Origin of the sequence: Idiomarina sp. OT37-5b (genome assembly GCF_002968395.1) — a bacterium.
Taxonomy (GTDB): Bacteria; Pseudomonadota; Gammaproteobacteria; order Enterobacterales; family Alteromonadaceae; genus Idiomarina; species Idiomarina aquatica.
This window is the reverse complement of sequence record NZ_CP027188.1, coordinates 1,048,229-1,068,042: the sequence shown is the minus strand read 5'-3', so window position 1 is coordinate 1,068,042 and position 19,814 is coordinate 1,048,229. Positions and strand designations below refer to the sequence as shown.

Sequence of the window (19,814 nt, the reverse complement as noted above, 5' to 3'; positions counted from 1 at the left end):
GATGACACCTCTAAAAACTAAAATTCTGTGCAAGCGTTGCTAAATAGCGTTGATCATACCGATGTTGCGGCAAAGCACAAATGCTTTTGTCCGCTTTCGTAGCGGATACTCAGCTTTTTACAGTATGACTGGCAGAGGCTTCGGCCTGGGTAACACGGATTAACTGCTGAACCTTCACATCACGTCGTTTAAACCACTGCTTTAACGCCAGAAAGCTGGCTGCGAATCCACTAAAGGCGAGTAAAATAACGGTCCATTCGGGAAGCGTACCCAGCGCACTGAGCAGCATGGCAAGTAACAGCAGCACCAATATTGGCAGGCCGTACAATAATAACGCATAGCGGGTGAAGTCGGCCTCGTGCATGGTAAGCTGAACCTGCTCGCCAACACGGACAGGAACATCACTTTCGACCGTAAACTGCGCGTTTCTGTCAGCAAAAATGTGGCTAAGAATGCCTGCGCCGCAGGTGCTTTTTTGCACGCAGCCCGAGCAGGCGGATTTTAATTCCGTCGACAGCGTAATGCGGTGGCCGTCGACGGCAACAACTTCTGCAATTTCTTTCATAGCGGCTATTGTACGCTAGATGCCACCTGTTTGGCGACATCCAACGGAATTTGTCCCACCACGGTTACGCGCAGATTGGCGACTAACTGGCTGTGCAGGGTGTGCGGTCCGGTCAGGCTCATACCATTGGTTGAGTCGGCGTTGGCTTCGGTCAAATACACCGAATATTCAGCCAAACCATCAGAGAACAGATAGTGGTCAACCGGTGTGCCTTCTAACACCAGTCGGTGATGCTGAGCTTTAAGCAAATGAAAACCCGACGGCGCCCAGCGCGGCTGCTGTGGCAGTTTTGGTTGCTGCTGAGGTTGCAATTCATCAATCATCGGCGGCCGCTCAACCCGACTTAATTCTTCGATGGTATCGCTTGATACAGAACGCAGTGACAAATTGGTCAGTTGCAGTTGCTCCATCACCTCGCCGTGCTGATTCACCATCAGCACTTTCAAGGGTAAACCGTGTTCGCGATCGACCCATAACGAAAAACCGTAGCGCTGATCGTCCCTGCTCACCAACCGAATATGCTGAGCTTTGCGATCCAAGACTCGGGCACCGCCGACGGCTACTGCACGATAATGGTCAGCAACCTCAGCAAAGGGCTGATTAAAGGCGGTGGGTAACATCGTCGAAATAGAATTGGAGCGGATTGAGTAGCTGGTCGAGGCCGGATGAAAATGTGATACGGTGTCATCAATACGCAGCGCACGGAAGCCCGGACCGTTCATTTGCATCAGCCATTCGTACTGACGCCCGTCACTATCAACACCATGAACCCACTGATAGGGTTCGATGCGATCGCCCTGCACATACACAAAAGACGCCTCGAAATTCAATTCGTTAAGCGCCTTCGCCATTAAATTAAACCAACGTTCGCCGTTATCCTCGGTTGCCGACTCCTGAACCGTAGCCGCATTCGCTACTGACGCACATACCAGTAACAAGGCACTGACAACCCATTTCATAGAACATCCTTACTGCGGTTGCGACGATGGTTTCTGCGCGGATTTATCAGCCGATTGCTCGGTTTCTGGTGTTGTGGTCGAAGGTTCCGGCGCAGTTTGTAGCAATAAAATTTGTTGCTGATGATCAATCAGGTATGACTGTGCCTGACGGCGCATCTGCACGTCCTGTTGCTGCTGATTGGCAACCGGGCTAGCGGACATGGACGGCGAATAGCTTACCGGTTGACGCCCGCCAAGTGGGTTGGTCATTAACGCCGGTTCTTGTGCCGCCGGCACTGACTCAGGCTGTTGATAGGTCTGCACGGTCATGATCGCAACCGCTGCTACGCCGGCGGCAACCGCGACTTTAGCAAAGGGCTGGAACCATTTACTGGCCGCTTTACGCGCTGCCGGAGAACGACTGCTTGACGATATCGAAACCACTGAGTGCGCTTGTTCCTGCTCGATAGCGGCCCGTACCTTCTCACTGATGTCCACAGAGACAGAGGCCGACAAATCCTTTTTCAAACTACTACTGATAAGACTGTAACGATGCCACCGCTGTGCGGTTTCATCATCTTTTAACCACGCATCAATCGAACCACCATCGGCGTGTTCTTCATCAAAATACGCTGATGTTGCTTCATGCTTTGCTGCATGGAGTTCGTCTTTAGACAGTTTGTCCTGAGACATAGCTTACCCTCTGTAAAAGTGCCGTTAGCTGTGTACTGCGTTCATTAACGCTCTAACAACGGCCGTAACTGATTATCAATGGCTTCCCGAGCGCGGAAGATACGTGATCTTACGGTTCCTATGGGGCAATCCATTTCTATCGCAATTTCTTCGTAACCCAGTCCGTCGATTTCCCGCAACGTGATGGCTCGACGCAAATCTTCCGGCAACTCTTCGATGGCTTTCAACACCACCGCCTGAATTTCATCCGTCAACAACTGTCGTTCCGGAGTTGCCGTATCTTTCAGTGCCGCTGCGCCTTCGTAATATTCCGCGTCTTCGGCATCGACGTCCGATGCCGGTGGTTTGCGCCCTTGCGAAACCAAATAATTTTTCGCGGTATTTACCGCAATTCGGTACAACCACGTATAAAACGCGCTGTCACCACGAAACTTGGGCAACGCCCGATAGGCTTTTATAAACGCTTCCTGAGCCACATCGGCGACATCCCCTGGCTGTTTAACGTAGCGAGAGATCAAACTCATCACTTTGTGCTGATACTTTTTTACCAGCAAGTCAAACGCGCGGTTATCTCCTTGTTGTACTCTTTCGACCAGTTGTTGGTCTGTAAGTTTCTCGCTCATCCGAGCCTGTTCTCCCTAGCCAAGGAACTGCTTGAACTGGTGGCCCGTCGTAGTTGTTACAAACTGTGACAGACCGCTTCGTAAAAAGTTCGCAAAAATTTCACTGAATGCGTAAAATCATCCAAAATTCTTTATGAGTACTTTATGGAACCTGCAGCAAATTATCAATCAGATGTCTTAGTCATTGGCTCTGGTGCCGCCGGTTTAACGACCGCTTTGCAACTCGCCGACCACGTGAGTGTTATCGTCGTCAGTAAAGGTCCGCTCACTGAAGGGTCTACCTATTACGCTCAAGGCGGTATTGCCGCCGTGTTCGACGAAAACGACAGCGTCGAGAGCCACATCGAAGATACCCTCAACGCCGGTGCCGGTTTATGCGACCATGCTGCGGTAGAGTTTACCACACGCAACGCGCGCGAGGCATTACAATGGCTTATCGATGCTGGTGTCGGTTTTGACCGGGTCAATTCTGATGACGATAAGCCCGAATATCATCTTAACCGCGAAGGCGGTCACAGCCACCGACGTATTCTGCATGCCGCCGATGCCACCGGCCGTGCTGTTCAGACAACCTTACAGGAAAAAGTTCTGCAACATCCGAATATTACGGTACTGGAAAGATTTAATGCCGTCGACCTGATTACGGGTCGACGTCTTAATAAAGATAAAGGCTGCTACGGCGCTTATCTCTGGAACCGGGCTAAAGAGCGGGTTGAAACGGCAGCCGCCCGCTACGTCGTGTTAGCAACGGGTGGCTCCAGCAAGGTGTACCAATACACCAGCAACCCCGATGTTGCCAGCGGTGATGGCATCGCCATGGCCTGGCGCGCCGGCTGCAGTGTCACCAACATGGAGTTTAATCAGTTCCATCCAACCTGCCTGTATCATCCCAACGCCAACAGTTTTCTGTTAACGGAAGCCTTGCGGGGTGAAGGCGCTGTTTTGCGCCGGCCGGACGGCAGTCGCTTTATGGACGACTTTCATGAGCTCGCCGAACTGGCGCCGCGCGACGTGGTCGCCCGAGCCATCGACTACGAAATGAAACGACTCGGTGCAGATTGCATGTACCTGGACATCTCGCACAAATCAGCCGAGTTTCTGCAACAGCATTTTCCGACCATCTACGAAAAATGTCTGTCACTTGGCATCGACATCAGTAAACAACCCATGCCGGTTGTCCCTGCGGCTCATTACACCTGTGGCGGTGTTACCACGAATCTTAATGCCGAGACCGATATTCCCGGATTGTACGCGGTGGGTGAAGTCGCTTATACCGGCTTGCATGGTGCCAACCGCATGGCCAGTAACTCGTTGCTCGAATGTCTGGTGTTTGCCCGCGCGGCGGCCAAGCATATCCTTGCGCAACCACCGACCGCCAAACCACTCAGTCATTTACCGGCATGGGACGAGAGTAAAGTCAGCAATTCCGATGAAGAGGTAGTGATTCAGCACAACTGGCATGAATTACGTTTGTTTATGTGGGATTACGTCGGTATTGTGCGCACCACGAAACGACTGGAACGTGCGTTACACCGGATCCAGTTGCTGCAACAGGAAATTCACGACTATTACGCCAACTTCCGCGTCAGCAATAATCTACTGGAATTACGTAACCTGGTGCAGGTTGCCGAGTTGATTGTACACAGTGCGATGGCACGTAAAGAAAGCCGCGGCCTGCATTACACGCTGGATTATCCGCAGCAGCTACCGGAAGCTAAGCCTACCCGCTTAACGCCCGCTTAAACCAGCCGCTGCGCAGCCAGCATAGACAGACACCGCAACTGCGCCAATTGCTCCCGGCGCAGTTGAAACCACCACAACCACAGCCAGTAACGCTGGCTGTCGCGCTGCAAGGGGACAATCAACAACCAGCGCCAGACCACCAGCGGTTGACCCGCTAAACCATACGACTGTTGTTGCAATAACCAGTGTTGTCCACTGTCATCAACCGACAGCAACCGCTGTGGACGGCACAGTCGAATCCGCAACACGCTTATACTTTTACTCGCGCCAGCATAAACTCGACCATTTTCTGCAGTTCCGCATCCGGACAGGTTTTTTGCCCCATAAACCAAGAAAACAAATCCGGATCGTCACAAGTGACTAAGCGGCGAAAAATCGCTTTATCTTCCTCACTCAGCTCGTCATACGCTTGATCCACAAAAGGTTCAAACAATACGTCAAGCTCAAGCATGCCGCGGCGGCACGCCCACTTTAACCGGCGTTTATCTTTTAACGCATCTTCTGATTGCTTTAATGGCAGCATGACAACTCCACATTTCGCCTTGAAAAATTTTTAGTTGCCCTAATATTAGCATGAAGTGCAAAAATAAGGAGTGCTTGTGATTGCGTTAGACACTGATTTTACCCAGCAAATACCCAGCGCGGTTTCGGTAAAACTCGATGACTATGGTATCATTCAAGTAGCTGGTGAAGATGCTAACCGTTTTTTGCAGGGTCAGTTAACCTGCGATATTGAACAGCTGTCAGACAAGCCGTTTTTGTACGGAGCGCATTGTGACCCAACCGGCAAAGCCTTCAGTGTGTTTTGGCTGGTGCCGTGGCAACAATGTCTGTTGCTGATTATGCACAAAAGCGCGATCGCAGGTTCGATGGCGCAATTGCAGAAATATGGCGTGTTTAATAAAGTAGATATTGCCGATGTGACCAAGCAATGGCACATCAGTGGTCACTTTGGCGAACAACCGACATTGCCGCAACGCGATGACGACACGCTACTGTTACAGGTCGGCTCAGCACCTCAGCAATATTTGCTGTTAAGCCGGCAACCAATTTCTACGGATTATCCGCAGCCCTACTGGGATGCGTTGGAAATTGAACGGGTTCGTCCGCAATTAACCGCTGACAACAGTCAGCAGTTTGTGCCGCAGATGTTAAATATTCAGGCACTGGACGGGATCAGTTTTAACAAAGGATGTTATATCGGCCAGGAGACCATTGCCCGGATGAAGTATCTGGGCAAACAGAAGCGAGCTTTGTTTCGGCTCAGTGGTAACGCAAACGGCGTTTTGCCAGCCACCGAGTTAGAACGTAAAGTTGGCGATAACTGGCGTCGTGCAGGAACGGTCATTATGGCAGTGAACCGCTCCGAACACCTTACCGATGTATTGGCGGTACTGCCGAGCGATATTGAGCAGGACACGCCGATTCGGGTGAAAGGTGACGATGCAAGTCTCTTGGAAATACACTCACTGCCGTATCAATTAGGTTAATTATTTATGAGCGAAGCTATTGCCCCTAACAAAGTCGTGGCCATTCACTACACGGTTAAAACAGCGGAAGGTCAGACGTTAGATCAATCTAAGGAAGGCAATCCCCTGACATTTATCCACGGCCGTGGCATGTTGATCCCAGGCCTGGAAAATGCTTTAGAAGGCAAGAACGTCGGTGACCAGTTTACCGCTGAAATCAAGCCAGAAGAAGCCTACGGTGAGCGCCACGACGGTTTGATCCAAACGGTACCACGCAACCTGTTCGGCGACAACGACGTGCAACCGGGCATGCAGTTCCGTGCCAGCACCGATCAAGGCGACCAGTCAGTTGTTATCGTTGAAGTCAACGACGACGAAGTGACCGTTGACGGTAACCACCCGCTGGCGGGCATCGATCTGAACTTTGACGTAGAAGTTGTTGAAGTTCGTGATGCGACCGAGCAAGAGTTAGAGCACGGTCACGTACACGCTGATGGCGAAGATCATTAATTGAGCGTCTGAACCCAATAAATGCCGCCCCCAGGGGCGGTATTTTTTTCTAAACGACTTTGCAGCCTTCTTGTTCCAACAACGCCTTCTTGCGTTCAATACCTGCCGCAAAACCGCGTAATTCACCTTTGATACCAATCACCCGATGGCACGGAATCACAATAATTAACGGGTTGCGGGCAATCGCGTTAGCGACCGCGCGGACGCTTTTGGGCTTACCAATACGTTCGGCGATATCCTTATAGGATAAGGTTGTACCCGGCCCCACCTGCTGCAGATGGTCCAATACCTGTGACTGAAACGCCGTCGCTTGCACTCGCAACGGCAAACTAAAACGCTGCCGCTGACCGGCGAAATATTGCGCCAGTTGCTCTTGTGTCTGCAGTAATACCGGATGATCCTTAGCCGGTTTTGACACCGTTAGATCCGGTAAATTCTTCTGATCGCGATAATATAGCCCGGTCAAGTGGCGTTCATCCGCTATCGCCACCATATGACCTAATGGTGTATCGAATTCAATGTGATGCATATTGACCTGTATCCTACTGAGTGAATGTTCAACTATACATAAATTTGAACGATTATCAGCTTTTTTGCCAATAATTTTTCGATTTTTTTTGTTCACGAGTCCTTTAGCAAGCTATTATCGATCTTTCTACCTCGACTTCGTTATACTGAACCAAACCATCGATTTGAGGGCAACGATGACTGATCGACTCATCAGAAACACCGGCCTAAGCGGCGCATTAGTGATTGGTTTAGGGTCAATTCTTGGTACCGGCGCGTATGTCAGTGTCGGCCTGAGTGCCAGCATTGCTGGAAGCTGGCTCGTTTGGGCGATTGTCATCGCCGCCGTTACCGCACTCTGTAACGGCCTTTCATCGGCCCAACTGGCTGCGGCTCATCCGGTCAGTGGCGGAACCTACGAGTACGGCTATCAGTTTTTAAATCCACTCAGCGGGATTGTCGCCGGCTGGCTATTTATTGTCGCCAAAAGTGCCTCGGCGGCAACGGCGGCGCTTGCGGTAGCCTGGTCAATCAGCGTATTACTGACTATCTCCGCGACATCGGTAACCGTTATCGCCATCGGTCTACTGTTCCTGTTCACCCTTTTTGTGCTGTCCGGTGTGCGCCGCACCAATTGGCTAAATGCCCTGTTGGTGGCCGTTAGCCTCATTGGACTGGGCGTTTTTGTCGCGGCGGCATTTGCCCAGCCAAGCGCTTTGCCGGAGACGCCGCCAACGCCTTCATCGCTATCGCTGTTTCACGCGGCGGCGCTGATGTTCGTCGCCTTTACCGGTTATGGCCGCATCGCGACGATGGGCGAAGAAATCAGTGAACCACGTCGTAATATCCCCAAAGCGGTGGTATTGACACTGACCGTTGTCAGCGCTATCTACATCGCCGTCGGTCTGGCGATTCTGCATGTAGGTGGGATTTCGTCGTTTGATGAAAGCCGCTTTACCATTGCCAGTCTGCTGGCCAATCCCGATTGGCGACTGCTGGTGGTGATCGGTGGCGTTATCGCGATGAGTGGTGTGGTGCTGAATCTGGTGCTGGGGGTATCGCGGGTAGTCCTGGCGATGGGTCGACGCGGTGATTTGCCGCGCTCTGTCGCCAAACTCAGCAGCAACGGCCATGCCGCTCCGGCCGCAACCTGGGTGACCTTTGCCATCATGGCATTGATTGCGCTGTTTGGCGGCGTCCAGTCGGCGTGGACCTTAAGTGCCTTTACGGTATTGGTGTATTACGGGATTACCAATATTGCCGCGTTGCGGGTATCCGCAGAACAACGATTCATCCCCAAGTGGGTTTCTGTGCTCGGCTTAATCAGTTGTTTCGGGTTAGTGATACTTGCGGCGCTTGCGTAACACCCGTTAGCCATAGCCAGCAGCGTTTGTGACCGCGGTTAACACGTGTGAAAGGCTCGCGCCAACGGCGCGAGCCACGGTTTGCTAATCGGCCTTCGGGCGCATGTGCGGGAACAGAAGTACGTCACGAATCGATGGCGAATCGGTCAGTAGCATCACCAATCGGTCGATACCGATACCTTCACCGGCGGTTGGCGGCATGCCGTGCTCCAGTGCGGTCACGTAGTCTTCGTCGTAGAACATGGCTTCATCATCACCGGCTTCTTTCGCTTCCACTTGTTCACGGAAACGCTGCGCCTGGTCTTCAGCATCGTTAAGCTCTGAGAACCCATTGGCCAGCTCACGGCCACCGGCGAAGAACTCAAACCGATCCGTCACAAACGGGTCGTCGTCGTTACGGCGCGCCAGCGGCGACACTTCAGCCGGGTAAGCGGTGATAAAGGTCGGCTGGATCAGCTTGTGTTCGGCCACCTCTTCGAAAATTTCGATCTGGATCTTACCCAAACCCCAGCCTGGCTGTACCTCGATACCAACTTCCTCGGCAACCTGCACCGCCGATTCACGGCTTTGCAACTGCTCCAGGGTCAGCTCCGGCATATACTTGAGAATGGCTTCCAGTACCGTCATCCGTTCGAACGGCTGGCCAAAGTCATACTCAACACCCTGACTGGTGAAGGTGGTCGAGCCCAGCACTGACTCGGCTACGCCGCGTAACATTTGCTCCGTCAGATCCATCAGGTCGTGGTAATCGGCATAACCCCAGTAGAATTCCAGCATGGTGAATTCTGGATTATGGCGAGTCGACAACCCTTCGTTACGGAAGTTGCGGTTAATTTCGAACACTTTTTCAAAACCGCCGACAACCAAACGCTTCAGATACAATTCCGGTGCGATACGCAGGAACAGTTCCATATCCAGCGCGTTGTGATGGGTGCTGAACGGACGCGCCGAAGCGCCACCGGGAATGGTTTGCATCATCGGTGTTTCAACTTCTAAAAACGCCCGCTCGGTTAAAAAGCGACGGATGTATTCGATCACTTTCGAGCGAACCAGGAACGTCTTACGAGACTCGTCGTTGGTGATTAAATCCAGATAACGCTGACGGTAACGCGTTTCCTGATCGGCCAAGCCATGGAATTTATCCGGCAATGGACGCAGCGCTTTGGTCAATAGACGAACGTCGTCAACCTGTACACTCAGCTCACCGGTGTTGGTTTTAAACAAGACGCCGCTGGCACCGACGATGTCGCCCAGATCCCATTTTTTAAATTCGCTGTTATAAAAACCTTCGGGCAGGTTGTCACGAGCCACATACAGCTGAATACGGCCACTCATGTCCTGAATCGTGGCAAAGCTGGCTTTACCCATAATACGGCGGGTCATCATACGACCGGCAACTTTTACCCGAATACCCTGCGCTTCGAGTTCTTCTTTCGTCGCCTCACCATATTCCTGCTGTAAATCGCTGGCCAGAGAGTCGCGACGGAAATCATTAGGAAACGCAATGCCCTTATCACGAAGCGCCGCCAGTTTAGCTTTTCGCTGTGCTATTTGCTCATTCACGTCGACGTCGGGTGATTGCGATTTATCTGTCATACTGTCTTTCCTCTGTTCAGTCGCTTATAAGCCGCTTTTTAAACTGGCTTCGATAAATGGATCAAGGGCGCCATCCAGCACCGCTTGGGTATTACGGTTTTCTACGCCGGTCCGCAAATCTTTAATACGTGCATCATCCAGCACGTAGGAACGAATCTGACTGCCCCAGCCAATGTCTGACTTGGTGTCTTCCAGCGCTTGTTTGTCTTCGTTTTGCTTCTGCAGCTCCATTTCATACAATTTGGCTTTTAGCTGCTTCATCGCCGAGTCACGGTTTTTATGTTGCGAACGGTCACTTTGACACTGCACTACGATACCCGAAGGTTCGTGCGTTATCCGTACCGCTGAATCCGTTCGGTTAACGTGCTGACCACCGGCACCGGAGGCGCGATAGGTATCGACCCGCAAATCCGCCGGATTAATTTCGATTTCAATGTCGTCGTCCACTTCCGGATAGACGAAAACCGATGCAAATGACGTATGCCGACGATTACCGGAGTCAAACGGTGATTTCCGTACCAGTCGGTGAACACCGGTTTCGGTGCGTAACCAACCATAAGCGTACTCACCGGCAACACGGATGGTTGCGGATTTTATGCCAGCCACTTCGCCTTCGGACAATTCGGTGATTTCAGTGCTAAAACCATGGGCTTCGGCCCAACGCAGATACATCCGCAACAACATATTGGCCCAGTCCTGAGCTTCGGTGCCACCGGAGCCCGACTGAATATCGACATAACAGTCTGAATCGTCGTTATCGCGTGAGAACATACGCCGAAATTCAAGCTTTTCCAATTGCTCCAGCAATTGCGCCAACTCGCTCTCAGCTTCCGTAAAGGTCTGCTCGTCATCAGCTTCTACCGCCAGCTCCACCAAACCTTCGACGTCATCAAGCCCCTGTCCCAAATTATCCAGGGTTTCAATCACCTGCTCCAGCGCTGCGCGTTCTTTGCCCAGTGCCTGTGCCTTCGGTGGATCGTCCCATACCGATGGCTGTTCCAGCTCGCGGGTAACCTCTTCTAGGCGTTCTTTCTTGGTATCGTAGTCAAAGATACCCCCTAAGCGCTTCACTGCGCTCGCGCATATCTTTTATCTGATTATAGGTCGCGTTGGTTTCGAACATGATCACTCAGTTTCATTCTGCTAAATTTTGAAAGCGCACAGTTTACCGTAATTGACGGATTTGCTCCACCAGCAACTGCACACTGGTGCGTCCGCGGAAGTGATTTAATTGTGGCTTGTATAAGATTTCAACCCGCGCAACTGAATTGTCCGGCCAGATTTGTGCATCAACGTTAAAAGCGATCGCGTCATAAATGCCGCCGGCAGCGGAACGTAACACCAATTTCAGGTGCTGCGAACCGACGATACGTTGTTGTAACACCTCAAATTGGCCATCAAAACTCGGTTCAGCAAAGCCCTGCCCCCAGGGACCCGCCTGTTGCAACTGGGCGACCATGTCCAGACTCAGTTGGTCATCACTGAGTTCGCCGTCAGACCAGTACACCGCCGCTTTCTGCTCAGCCGTCAGCCACTGCCCGGCAATGCGCTGCGCAGCCCGACTGAATTCGGCCAGGTTTGCCCGCGGTAAGGTCAGCCCTGCGGCCATCGCATGGCCTCCAAACCGATGCATCAGGCCCGGCTGTTGGGTCTCGATACGTTCCAGTAAATCACGGATATGCAGGCCGTTAACTGACCGTGCCGAGCCTTTTAGCGTGTCATCATCGTCATTCGCAAACACGATCACGGGCCGGTTAACCGCATCTTTAACCCGTCCCGCCACGATGCCGATAACACCGGCGTGCCAGTCGGGCTCATACAGCGTCAACAAATCCGGGACCTCGCCCTGATTATCCAGTTGCAACTGCGCGACCACCCGCTCGGCATGCTCGCGCATGTCGGCTTCGATACTGCGTCGTTCGCGGTTCAACTGATCCAGTTGTTGAGCCAGTTCATAAGCTCGCTCCGTATCGGCCAACAGACACTCGATGCCGAGGCTGATGTCGTCGAGTCGACCAGCGGCATTAATTCGTGGTGCCAGCGCAAAGCCTAAGTCTGTTGCCTGCAGTCGCGAACGGTCACGTCCGGCAACCTCAAGCAATGCCGCAATACCGGGGCGGCAATGACCATGTCGAATTCGCGCCAGCCCCTGTTGCACCAGAATACGGTTGTTGTAGTCCAGCGGAACCACATCGGCAACGGTTCCAAGTGCCACCAAATCCAGCCAGTTGGCGAGACTGGGTAACGGCGCTATGCCTTGCTCACGCAACTGCGCTCGAAGTCCCAGCAATAAATAAAAGGCCACGCCGACACCAGCCAGGTGTTTACTCGGAAACGAGCAGCCGGGCTGGTTGGGATTGATAATGGCATCCGCCACCGGCAGCTCATCAGCCGCCAGATGGTGATCGGTAACAATCACGTCCAGCCCTAATGCTTTTGCCCGGGCGACCGCGTCATTAGCGGCAATGCCGTTATCAACGGTGATGATCAGCTCAGTGCCGCGTGCGGCCAGTTGCTCAACCATGCTCACTGACAAGCCGTAACCTTCGGTCATGCGATTGGGAACGCGATAGTCTACTCGTTCAAACTGCAGTTCGTTCAGCGCCGTCACTAACAGCGCGGTACTGGTTGCGCCGTCAGCATCAAAATCGCCACAAATGGTAATGTGTCGCTGTTGCGAGCGACTTAACAGCGCAACGGCCTGGTCGATTCCTTTTAAACTGCGAAAATGCGTTAATCCCTGCGCCGATAATTGCAGTTCATCGGCCGAGCTGACGCCACGCCGCGCATAAATTTGCCGCAGCAAGGGTGGCAGCGAGGCCGGTAAATGAGAGTCGTCAACGTGGTCGTAGCGGCGTATGCTAAAGTCTGTCATACGCGCTTATTGCATTGCCTCGAGCAGTGCATCGGCGGTTCGCAGACCGGGCAACATACGACCGTCCGGCAGGACGATAGCCGGGGTTCCGGTTACGCCAAAGGCCTGCCCCATGCGGTAATGTTTTTCGACTGGATTATCACAGGCCGGACTGTCAACCGCATCGCCGTTTTTATAGGCCGTGAGTGCTTTTTTCGGGTCGTCTGCACACCATACCGACTGCAGCTGTTGACCACCTTTGCTATTAAGACCGCCACGCGGGAAGGCCAGATAGCGCACGGTAATCCCTTTGTCCAGATACTGACCAAGGTTTTCATGTAAACGCTGACAATAGCCACAGGTGGTATCGGTAAACACGGTGATCTGATATTTTTCTTTCGACGATGGATAAACCACCATTTCATCTTCAATTTTTTGCAGTTCCTGCTGACGCAGACTTGCCATAGCCTGTTCAGTAAGATTGGTCGGTTGTTCGTTGGTCAGATCAAACAGGTTGCCGGCGATCAGCCGTGTGCCGTCCTCTGAAACATAGAAAATCCCCTGATTTGAGGTGATCTGATAAAGCCCCGCTATCGACGTTTTGGACACTTCACCAACCTGGATACCTAACGCTTCAAGGCGACTGGTATCCGGTTGCTGTGCAACACTTGCCGCACTTACTGACAGTGATGCCAGTAATAACAGGGAATGAACTAAACTGCGTTTCATATAAACCTCTTGTTAGCCGCGCGGATGGTGCTGAGCATGCAGGGACTGCAGCCGCTCTCGCGCAACTTGTGTGTAAATTTGTGTCGTAGACAGGTCACTGTGACCCAGCAACATTTGTAATACTCGTAAATCCGCACCATGGTTTAACAGGTGCGTAGCAAATGCATGCCGCAGTGTATGGGGCGACAGATGCGCGCGAATACCCGCTTGCGCCGCATAATGTTTGATGCGGTACCAGAATGCCTGGCGCGTTAATAAGGTACCGCGTTGGGTAATAAAAATCCACGGGCTGTTTTTGTCCGAAAGCGCCGGACGGCCATGGCGCAAATACTGCTGCAGCCAATCGAGCGCTTCCTCACCGAGGGGTACCAGGCGTTCCTTGTCACCTTTACCGATAATACGCACTAAGCCCTGTTGTAATGACACCTGTTCCAATTGCAGTCGGATCAGCTCACTGACCCGCAAGCCACTGGCGTAAAGCACTTCCAGCATCGTGCGATCGCGCAACCCCAGTTCGGTGTCGGTCGCCGGCGCATGCAACAACGCGTCGACATCCGCTTCACTGAGGGAATGGGGGATTGATTGTGGGAGTTTCGGTCGTTTTAAGCGAGCGCTGGGGTCGGTATTCAGCCACCCCTGCTTTACCGCAAACTGAGCAAACTTTTTCATCGCACTTAAAAATCGTGAGGTGCTGCGCGGTGAGAGCCCCTGACTGCGGCGCCAAAGCAAATAATCCTGCAGAATGGTCGACGTGGTATCTAACAAGCCAAGTTTTTGCGTCATCAGGTAATCGCAATAACGGCGTAGGTCAGAACGGTAGGCGGCTTGAGTGTTATTGCTGACACCATGGTGCAACCATAAATACTCAACAAAGGCATCAATACGTTCATCGTCTTGCGGGTGAACTTGGGTCATGGCAGCCGTTACCACACATCAGGATAGCTTAGTACATGCTGCTAGCTTACATGAGCTGTTGCTTTGGTTCTATCCCCAACTGCTGTAACACGTCGTATAACTGCGCGGGGTCGCGACGACGTTTCGGGAGTTTTTCCGGTGCCGCCGCACGCTTGCGGCGCTGCAGCGTTTGCCAATCCAGATTAGCGATTAACTCCAGCGGTAGTCGCTGTGGATCGCTGTTTGGGATAAGCGGTTGCGGGTGCACTGCGTCCTGTAATTTAAAATCACTCAATTGCGAAGCGCTCTGGTAGACGCCGCTGGCGATAAACCGCGCGTCGTTATAGCCTAATGGCCGTGGCCGCGCCGCACCAATGGTACGTTGCCAGTCGACGCTTGCCGGGGCGTCATCGGCAAGCGGTTGTTCGCCCAGCGCTGCCAGCCACAGGGAAAACTCGGCCCCATGCCCCTGCCCAATCGCATTGGCGGCCTGTCGATCAAAATATTCCTGTGCTCCGGATACCGTTCCGGGGGTCAGCTCTGCCATACATCCTGCCGATAACGTTGACGCTTGATGTCGTTATCGGCGGCTGGCAAAAATCTTTAATTTTTATGCTTTTTCCTTTACAGCGTGATTAAGCCTGTTATTATACGCGCCTCGTTTGGAGGGGTTCCCGAGTGGCCAAAGGGATCAGACTGTAAATCTGACGGCTCAGCCTTCGCAGGTTCGAATCCTGCCCCCTCCACCACGATTTCCCGCTTAATCAAGTTCCGCTATTTTCAGCACCACCTTACCTTGCGTTCGATTTTCCTGCAGGTAATTTAAGGCCTCGTTGACCTTTTCTGCCGGAACAACGCGATCGATCATCGGCCGCACCCTTGCCGCAGTGAACGCTTCACCAAAGTGTTGCCAAAGTCCGCTTAAAATAGCGCCTTTACGTTCGCTGGATAAACTTCGCAGCGTGGAGCCCATAAGCCGTTGCCGCTTCATCAGCAGACGACCGAAGTCCACCTGACCATTACGGCCGCCCATCAGCCCGATGAGAACCAGTCGACCGTCCTGTTTCAGTACTTGCTGATCACGCTCCACCGAGTCCCCGCCGACCGGATTAAGAATCACATCAACGCCGCCGACCTCTTTTAGCACCTCGACATAATCCTGGCGGTGCCGATTTATCGCTTCAGTTGCGCCCAGTTCGCGGCAAAATGCACATTTTTCATCACTACCGGCGGTGACATAAATGGGCGTCCCCTGCTCTTTGCATAATTGCAGTAACGCACTACCGACCCCACTGGCACCGGCATGGGCAAAAACCCGGTCGCCGGGCTGTAAATCGGCCAGCATAAACACATTCAAATAAGCGGTCGCAAAAGTTTCTAACCATCCCGCGCCGCGTTCCAGGGTCCAACTGGACGGTAATGGCAGTACCTGCGCCGCATTCACCGTAACCGATTCGGCATAGCCGCCAGCGGCTAACAGCGCACACACTTTGTCGCCAACGGCGAGATGGGTTACCTTGTCACCAATCGCAGTGACTACCCCGCTGCACTCCAGCCCCGGGATTGCCGACGCCCCCGGCGGCGGTGGATAGGCACCGGCAACTTGCATGACGTCGGCGCGATTTACGCCGGCATACGCTATCCGAATGGTCACCTCATCAGCGGCTGGCGTTGTTTGGTTGAGATCATGATCGGGCTGCCAAACCACCCGCCCTTCTTCAATACGCGCTGCTAACATAAAATTTCCTTCGAGTTTTTAAACAAAAAGTCGATAACATCAGTAGTAAAGACGCATAATAATCTTTAACCTAACACGTTGTCGTGACAAAAAACCAAAGGATGGCAAAACACACAATGAGTGAGTTTGTCGAACTCGCCGACAAACGCGTACTGATCATCGAAGATCAAAAAGCGTTTCAGGTGATGCTAAAAGGATTACTGCTCAATCTTGGTGCCAAAGAGGTTGAGGCGAAGCGAACCGGTGAAGCCGGTATTGCTGCGTATGTGCGCAAACCCTTTGACGTAATGCTGGTCGATTACAACCTTGGCCGCGGTAAAAATGGCCGGCAGGTGCTGGAAGAGTTGAAACACCGTGGCGTCCTCAAAGAGGATACCATTTTCTTTATCATCACCGGCGACAATACCCGGCCGATGGTGTTGAGCGCGCTTGAACTACAGCCCGATGACTATCTCACCAAACCCTTTTCACATCGTGTTCTGCGCTCACGAATTGCCCGCGCTTACAAACGCCGGATGTGGCTTAAAGATGTGTTCAAGTCGTTATACAACGGCGATTACACAGCTTGTATTGACGCCTGCCAGCGTCATATCGATTCACAAAGCCGTTACGCCACCTATTGCCAAAAGTTGCAGATTGAACTGTTTAATAAAACGCAGCAACTTGAGCAAGCTGAAGCCGCGATAAAGCGTGTACTTGAAGACGGTGTGCAACCCTGGATTCAGTTAAAACTTGCCGAAACTCGATTGTTGCAACAACGTCCCAAAGATGCTCTGGAGATTGCTGAAGCGGTACTCAAAAAGATGCCAAACGCGATTGAGGCACAGGACATCAAAACGCGCTGCTATTTGCTGCTGGATAATCCTGAAGAGGCGCTGGAAAGCGCGCGGCAGAGCATCAACATGGCCCCGTTTTCCATCTCCAGGCAAACCCAGTTAGCCCATATAGCCCGTGACAATGGCGACTATGAGATTGCCAAACAAGCAATGAACAATGTGCTGCAAATCGCCCGTACCTCAGTGTTTCGTAATGTCCAGCACCTGTGCAATTACTTAAGGGCAATTTTGGACGCTGCCGAACACGCCGATACGCGTCAGAAGGTCGCCAAGTACCAGACGGAAGCGACCATGGAACTGCAACGCTCCCGCTACGACGAGAACATTGTTTATTCCGAGTTGCCGTTTGAAACGCTGGAGTCGATTCTGGTCTCACGTATCGATGCGTTTAATGGACGGCTGCGCGAAGCACAACAATTGCTCAATAAGGCGGTTGGTGATGAACTGTCGCAGAAAAAACCGGTGCCAACCGAGTTACTTGCCGACGTCATCATTGTGTTGCTGGATCTGGGCGAGTTTGAAAAAGCCAATGAACTGGCAATTGCGGCCGATGACGGACACAACATCGATAGTTACACTAAAAAGTTATTGACTGAACGTCGTGAACTGGCACGCAAGACCGAAAATGCGTTCCGTGACGTGCACCAAAAAGGTATTCGTCTGTACGAGCAGCACAATTATAAAGAGGCCTTAAGTGTGTTCCGGGAGGCGTTGCAACTGGCTCCGCTGAACAGCGGCGCGGCACTCAACTACATACAAACGGCGGTCAGCTACTGTCAGAATACCGGTAAGGTAGAACTGGAGTTTCTGCGCAAAGAATGCGCCAATTGCTTCAAAACGCTGCAGGGGTTGCCACTGTCCGACACCCACAAGCAGCGTTACGAATATTTATTAGAACAAACCGCGACGCTGGGATTACGTTAACTTTTGATTAGCGGCCAGCGTGCCATTCTGATAGTCGCGTATCGCCTGTTCGATTTCCACTGAGTTGTTCATGACAAAGGGACCGTACTGCGCAATCGGCTCATTGATCGGTTGTGCCGCCAACAGCAATAGCCCACTGTCGGCACTGCCCTCGATAATAAGCTCCGCATCGGTATCGAGGCGGACCAGTTCACCTCGAGCAACAGCTTCGCCATTGACGCTGACATTGCCTTTGTACACGTAACCCAGCCGTTGACGTTGCCCTTGGGCCGCCACCGTCAAGGTTTCAGCGGCATTAAACACCAGATCCAACATCAAAAAGTCACGACCCGGCGCATCAACCGGCCCCGTTTTGCCGTCATGTTCTCCCGCAACAACCCGAATAACCGCGTTGCCGCGATCGACTTCCGGGATCACATCGGCGGGATAATCATACCAGGCTGGCTCGGACATTTTTTCCGCCGCCGGAAGGTTTACCCATAATTGAAAACCCCACATCAAGCCTGCTTCTTGCTTAGGCATCTCCGCATGAATGATGCCCCGCGCCGCTTTCATCCATTGCACGCCACCGGCTTCGACTACGCCGGTATTGCCGACCGAATCCTTGTGCTCCATCTGCCCCGCCAGCATGTAGGTCAGGGTACAAAAACCACGATGCGGATGCGGTGGAAAACCGGCAATATAATCGTCGGGGTTATCGGAACGGAATTCATCCAGCATCAGAAACGGATCCTGATGCTTTAAACCCGGCTGATTAATGATTCGTGTGAGCTTAACACCGGCACCGTCTTGCGCCGGCATACCACGAAAACGCCCTAAAATGACACTCGACATAGGTTTCTCACTCCAGCGGCTGGTTGAAATCAATGTCCGGACTTGCCGGCACAATTTGCGTTGGGTTAATGGTTTTGTGACTGCCGTAATAATGCTGTTTGATATGATCCATCACCACGGTTTCGGCAACGCCCGGGTGTTGATATAAGCCTCGCACATAACGCCACATATTCGGGTAATCAACAATGCGCTGGCGGTTGGTCTTAAAGTGACCAAAATAAACCGCGTCAAAGCGCACCAGAGTGGTGAATAATCGCCAGTCTGCCTCGGTCAATTGCGCGCCTGCCAAATAGGGCTGTTTGGCCAAAATCGCTTCGACCCTGTCCAGCGCCGCAAATAAATCGGTGAAAGCCTCTTCGTAGGCTTGCTGACGAGTCGCAAAACCGCACTTGTAGACACCGTTATTAATGTCGTTGTAGACCCATTCATTGACCTCGTCAATCTCCTCACGCAACGATGGCGGATAATAGTCATCGTGGTTACCGGTGAGGTCATTGAACGCCGAGTTGAAAATTCGAATGATATCCGCAGACTCATTATTAACGATGGTTTGCTCCTGTTTATCCCATAACACAGGCACGGTAACGCGACCGGAATAATTCGGATCTGCTTTTAAATAGAGCTGGTACAGGTAATCGTTGTTGTACAGCGGGTCGTGCAATGGTGTATCTGCAAATTCCCAGCCATTTTCTAACATCAGCGGATGCACGACGGAAACGTCGATGTGTTGCTCGAGCCCTTTCAGACGTCGGAAAATCAGCGCCCGATGCGCCCAGGGACACGCATAAGAAACGTACAGATGATAGCGGCCGGATTCAGGTTTAAACCGCCCTGTCGGAGATATGTCATTGCGAAACTGTGACTCACTGCGGACAAAGCGGCCACCGTGCTTTTCGGTGTCGTACCATTTATCGTGCCACTGACCGTCAACTAATAATCCCATAAGACCTCCTTGATTGAGTTAACCTAAGGATAGCCTCTATTTTTTAGAATTATT

21 protein-coding genes and 1 tRNA gene are annotated in these 19,814 nt (G+C 52.3%); 6 read left to right on the top strand and 16 right to left on the bottom strand.

All coding sequences use genetic code 11. The annotated features are described in order from the left end of the window. Window positions 1-109: 109 nt before the first annotated feature. The 4 genes from C5610_RS04920 to rpoE are packed head-to-tail and all read right to left on the bottom strand — an operon-like array spanning window position 110 to window position 2,819. The gene (locus C5610_RS04920) at window positions 110-565 is read right to left on the bottom strand and encodes a SoxR reducing system RseC family protein (RefSeq protein ID WP_105306185.1); all 456 of its coding nucleotides are present in this window, start codon (window positions 563-565) and stop codon (window positions 110-112) included. Between the two features lie 5 nt (window positions 566-570). Continuing rightward, entirely contained in the window at window positions 571-1,524 is a 954-nt protein-coding gene (locus C5610_RS04915; protein WP_105306184.1) for a MucB/RseB C-terminal domain-containing protein, read from the bottom strand. 9 nt (window positions 1,525-1,533) lie between these two features. Next, on the bottom strand, window positions 1,534-2,196 hold the full coding sequence (locus C5610_RS04910; RefSeq protein ID WP_105306183.1) for a sigma-E factor negative regulatory protein: 663 nt from the start codon (window positions 2,194-2,196) through the stop codon (window positions 1,534-1,536). A gap of 44 nt (window positions 2,197-2,240) precedes the next feature. Beyond that, window positions 2,241-2,819, bottom strand: a complete 579-nt coding sequence (gene rpoE, locus C5610_RS04905) for an RNA polymerase sigma factor RpoE (RefSeq protein ID WP_105306182.1) — start codon at window positions 2,817-2,819, stop codon at window positions 2,241-2,243. Between the two features lie 144 nt (window positions 2,820-2,963). On the opposite strand from rpoE, the gene nadB reads away from it, so the two are divergent. Continuing rightward, window positions 2,964-4,562 (top strand): L-aspartate oxidase, encoded by a 1,599-nt coding sequence (nadB, locus tag C5610_RS04900; RefSeq protein WP_105306181.1) that lies wholly within the window; start codon window positions 2,964-2,966, stop codon window positions 4,560-4,562. Here nadB and C5610_RS04895 read toward each other — a convergent pair. Continuing rightward, window positions 4,559-4,810 carry a hypothetical protein gene (locus tag C5610_RS04895; RefSeq protein WP_105306180.1) on the bottom strand — a complete coding sequence of 84 codons (252 nt, stop codon included), beginning with the start codon at window positions 4,808-4,810 and terminating at the stop codon, window positions 4,559-4,561. The two genes, nadB and C5610_RS04895, sit on opposite strands and share 4 nt — an antisense overlap. Before the next feature lie 2 nt (window positions 4,811-4,812). After that, a complete protein-coding gene (locus C5610_RS04890; protein WP_105306179.1) occupies window positions 4,813-5,085 on the bottom strand; it encodes a succinate dehydrogenase assembly factor 2 in 273 nt (90 codons plus the stop codon). Between the two features lie 76 nt (window positions 5,086-5,161). Between C5610_RS04890 and C5610_RS04885 the strand changes: the two genes are divergently transcribed. Both C5610_RS04885 and C5610_RS04880 read left to right on the top strand, forming a co-directional pair. Continuing rightward, window positions 5,162-6,052 (top strand): YgfZ/GcvT domain-containing protein, encoded by an 891-nt coding sequence (locus tag C5610_RS04885; RefSeq protein ID WP_105306178.1) that lies wholly within the window; start codon window positions 5,162-5,164, stop codon window positions 6,050-6,052. A 6-nt stretch (window positions 6,053-6,058) separates the two neighbouring features. Then, entirely contained in the window at window positions 6,059-6,541 is a 483-nt protein-coding gene (locus C5610_RS04880) for a peptidylprolyl isomerase (RefSeq protein ID WP_105306177.1), read from the top strand. 49 nt (window positions 6,542-6,590) lie between these two features. Here the strand turns inward: C5610_RS04880 and C5610_RS04875 are convergent, their stop codons facing one another. Next, the gene (locus C5610_RS04875) at window positions 6,591-7,070 is read right to left on the bottom strand and encodes a methylated-DNA--[protein]-cysteine S-methyltransferase (RefSeq protein WP_105306176.1); all 480 of its coding nucleotides are present in this window, start codon (window positions 7,068-7,070) and stop codon (window positions 6,591-6,593) included. 175 nt (window positions 7,071-7,245) lie between these two features. On the opposite strand from C5610_RS04875, the gene C5610_RS04870 reads away from it, so the two are divergent. Further along, window positions 7,246-8,412 (top strand): APC family permease, encoded by a 1,167-nt coding sequence (locus C5610_RS04870; RefSeq protein ID WP_105306175.1) that lies wholly within the window; start codon window positions 7,246-7,248, stop codon window positions 8,410-8,412. A gap of 84 nt (window positions 8,413-8,496) precedes the next feature. Here C5610_RS04870 and lysS read toward each other — a convergent pair whose 3' ends face one another. From lysS to C5610_RS04840, 6 genes are all read right to left on the bottom strand, one after another. Beyond that, entirely contained in the window at window positions 8,497-10,008 is a 1,512-nt protein-coding gene (gene lysS / locus C5610_RS04865; protein WP_105306174.1) for a lysine--tRNA ligase, read from the bottom strand. Window positions 10,009-10,032: 24 nt separating this feature from the next. Then, a protein-coding gene (gene prfB / locus C5610_RS04860; RefSeq protein WP_105306173.1) for a peptide chain release factor 2 occupies window positions 10,033-11,131 on the bottom strand; the annotation gives its coding sequence in 2 pieces (ribosomal slippage) (window positions 10,033-11,055 and window positions 11,057-11,131; 1,098 coding nt in all). A 42-nt stretch (window positions 11,132-11,173) separates the two neighbouring features. Then, window positions 11,174-12,883 carry a single-stranded-DNA-specific exonuclease RecJ gene (recJ, locus tag C5610_RS04855; protein WP_105306172.1) on the bottom strand — a complete coding sequence of 570 codons (1,710 nt, stop codon included), beginning with the start codon at window positions 12,881-12,883 and terminating at the stop codon, window positions 11,174-11,176. A 6-nt stretch (window positions 12,884-12,889) separates the two neighbouring features. Continuing rightward, window positions 12,890-13,591 (bottom strand): bifunctional protein-disulfide isomerase/oxidoreductase DsbC, encoded by a 702-nt coding sequence (dsbC, locus tag C5610_RS04850; protein WP_105306171.1) that lies wholly within the window; start codon window positions 13,589-13,591, stop codon window positions 12,890-12,892. 12 nt (window positions 13,592-13,603) lie between these two features. Further along, the gene (gene xerD / locus C5610_RS04845) at window positions 13,604-14,506 is read right to left on the bottom strand and encodes a site-specific tyrosine recombinase XerD (RefSeq protein ID WP_105306170.1); all 903 of its coding nucleotides are present in this window, start codon (window positions 14,504-14,506) and stop codon (window positions 13,604-13,606) included. A 46-nt stretch (window positions 14,507-14,552) separates the two neighbouring features. After that, window positions 14,553-15,032, bottom strand: coding sequence for a VC2046/SO_2500 family protein (locus tag C5610_RS04840; protein ID WP_105306169.1), 480 nt, complete (start codon window positions 15,030-15,032; stop codon window positions 14,553-14,555). A gap of 117 nt (window positions 15,033-15,149) precedes the next feature. Between C5610_RS04840 and C5610_RS04835 the strand changes: the two genes are divergently transcribed. Then, window positions 15,150-15,234, top strand: a tRNA-Tyr gene (locus C5610_RS04835). Between the two features lie 11 nt (window positions 15,235-15,245). Here C5610_RS04835 and C5610_RS04830 read toward each other — a convergent pair. Next, window positions 15,246-16,223 carry an NAD(P)H-quinone oxidoreductase gene (locus tag C5610_RS04830; RefSeq protein ID WP_105306168.1) on the bottom strand — a complete coding sequence of 326 codons (978 nt, stop codon included), beginning with the start codon at window positions 16,221-16,223 and terminating at the stop codon, window positions 15,246-15,248. A 116-nt stretch (window positions 16,224-16,339) separates the two neighbouring features. Here C5610_RS04830 and C5610_RS04825 point away from each other — a divergent pair, with 116 nt between their 5' ends. After that, complete coding sequence (locus C5610_RS04825; RefSeq protein WP_105306167.1) at window positions 16,340-17,983, top strand: tetratricopeptide repeat-containing response regulator; 1,644 nt, start codon at window positions 16,340-16,342, stop codon at window positions 17,981-17,983. On the opposite strand, the gene C5610_RS04820 is transcribed toward C5610_RS04825, so the two are convergent. Continuing rightward, window positions 17,975-18,817 carry a pirin family protein gene (locus C5610_RS04820; RefSeq protein WP_105306166.1) on the bottom strand — a complete coding sequence of 281 codons (843 nt, stop codon included), beginning with the start codon at window positions 18,815-18,817 and terminating at the stop codon, window positions 17,975-17,977. The two genes, C5610_RS04825 and C5610_RS04820, sit on opposite strands and share 9 nt — an antisense overlap. 7 nt (window positions 18,818-18,824) lie before the next feature. After that, a complete protein-coding gene (locus C5610_RS04815; protein WP_105306165.1) occupies window positions 18,825-19,760 on the bottom strand; it encodes a glutathione S-transferase family protein in 936 nt (311 codons plus the stop codon). Between the last annotated feature and the right edge of the window lie 54 nt (window positions 19,761-19,814).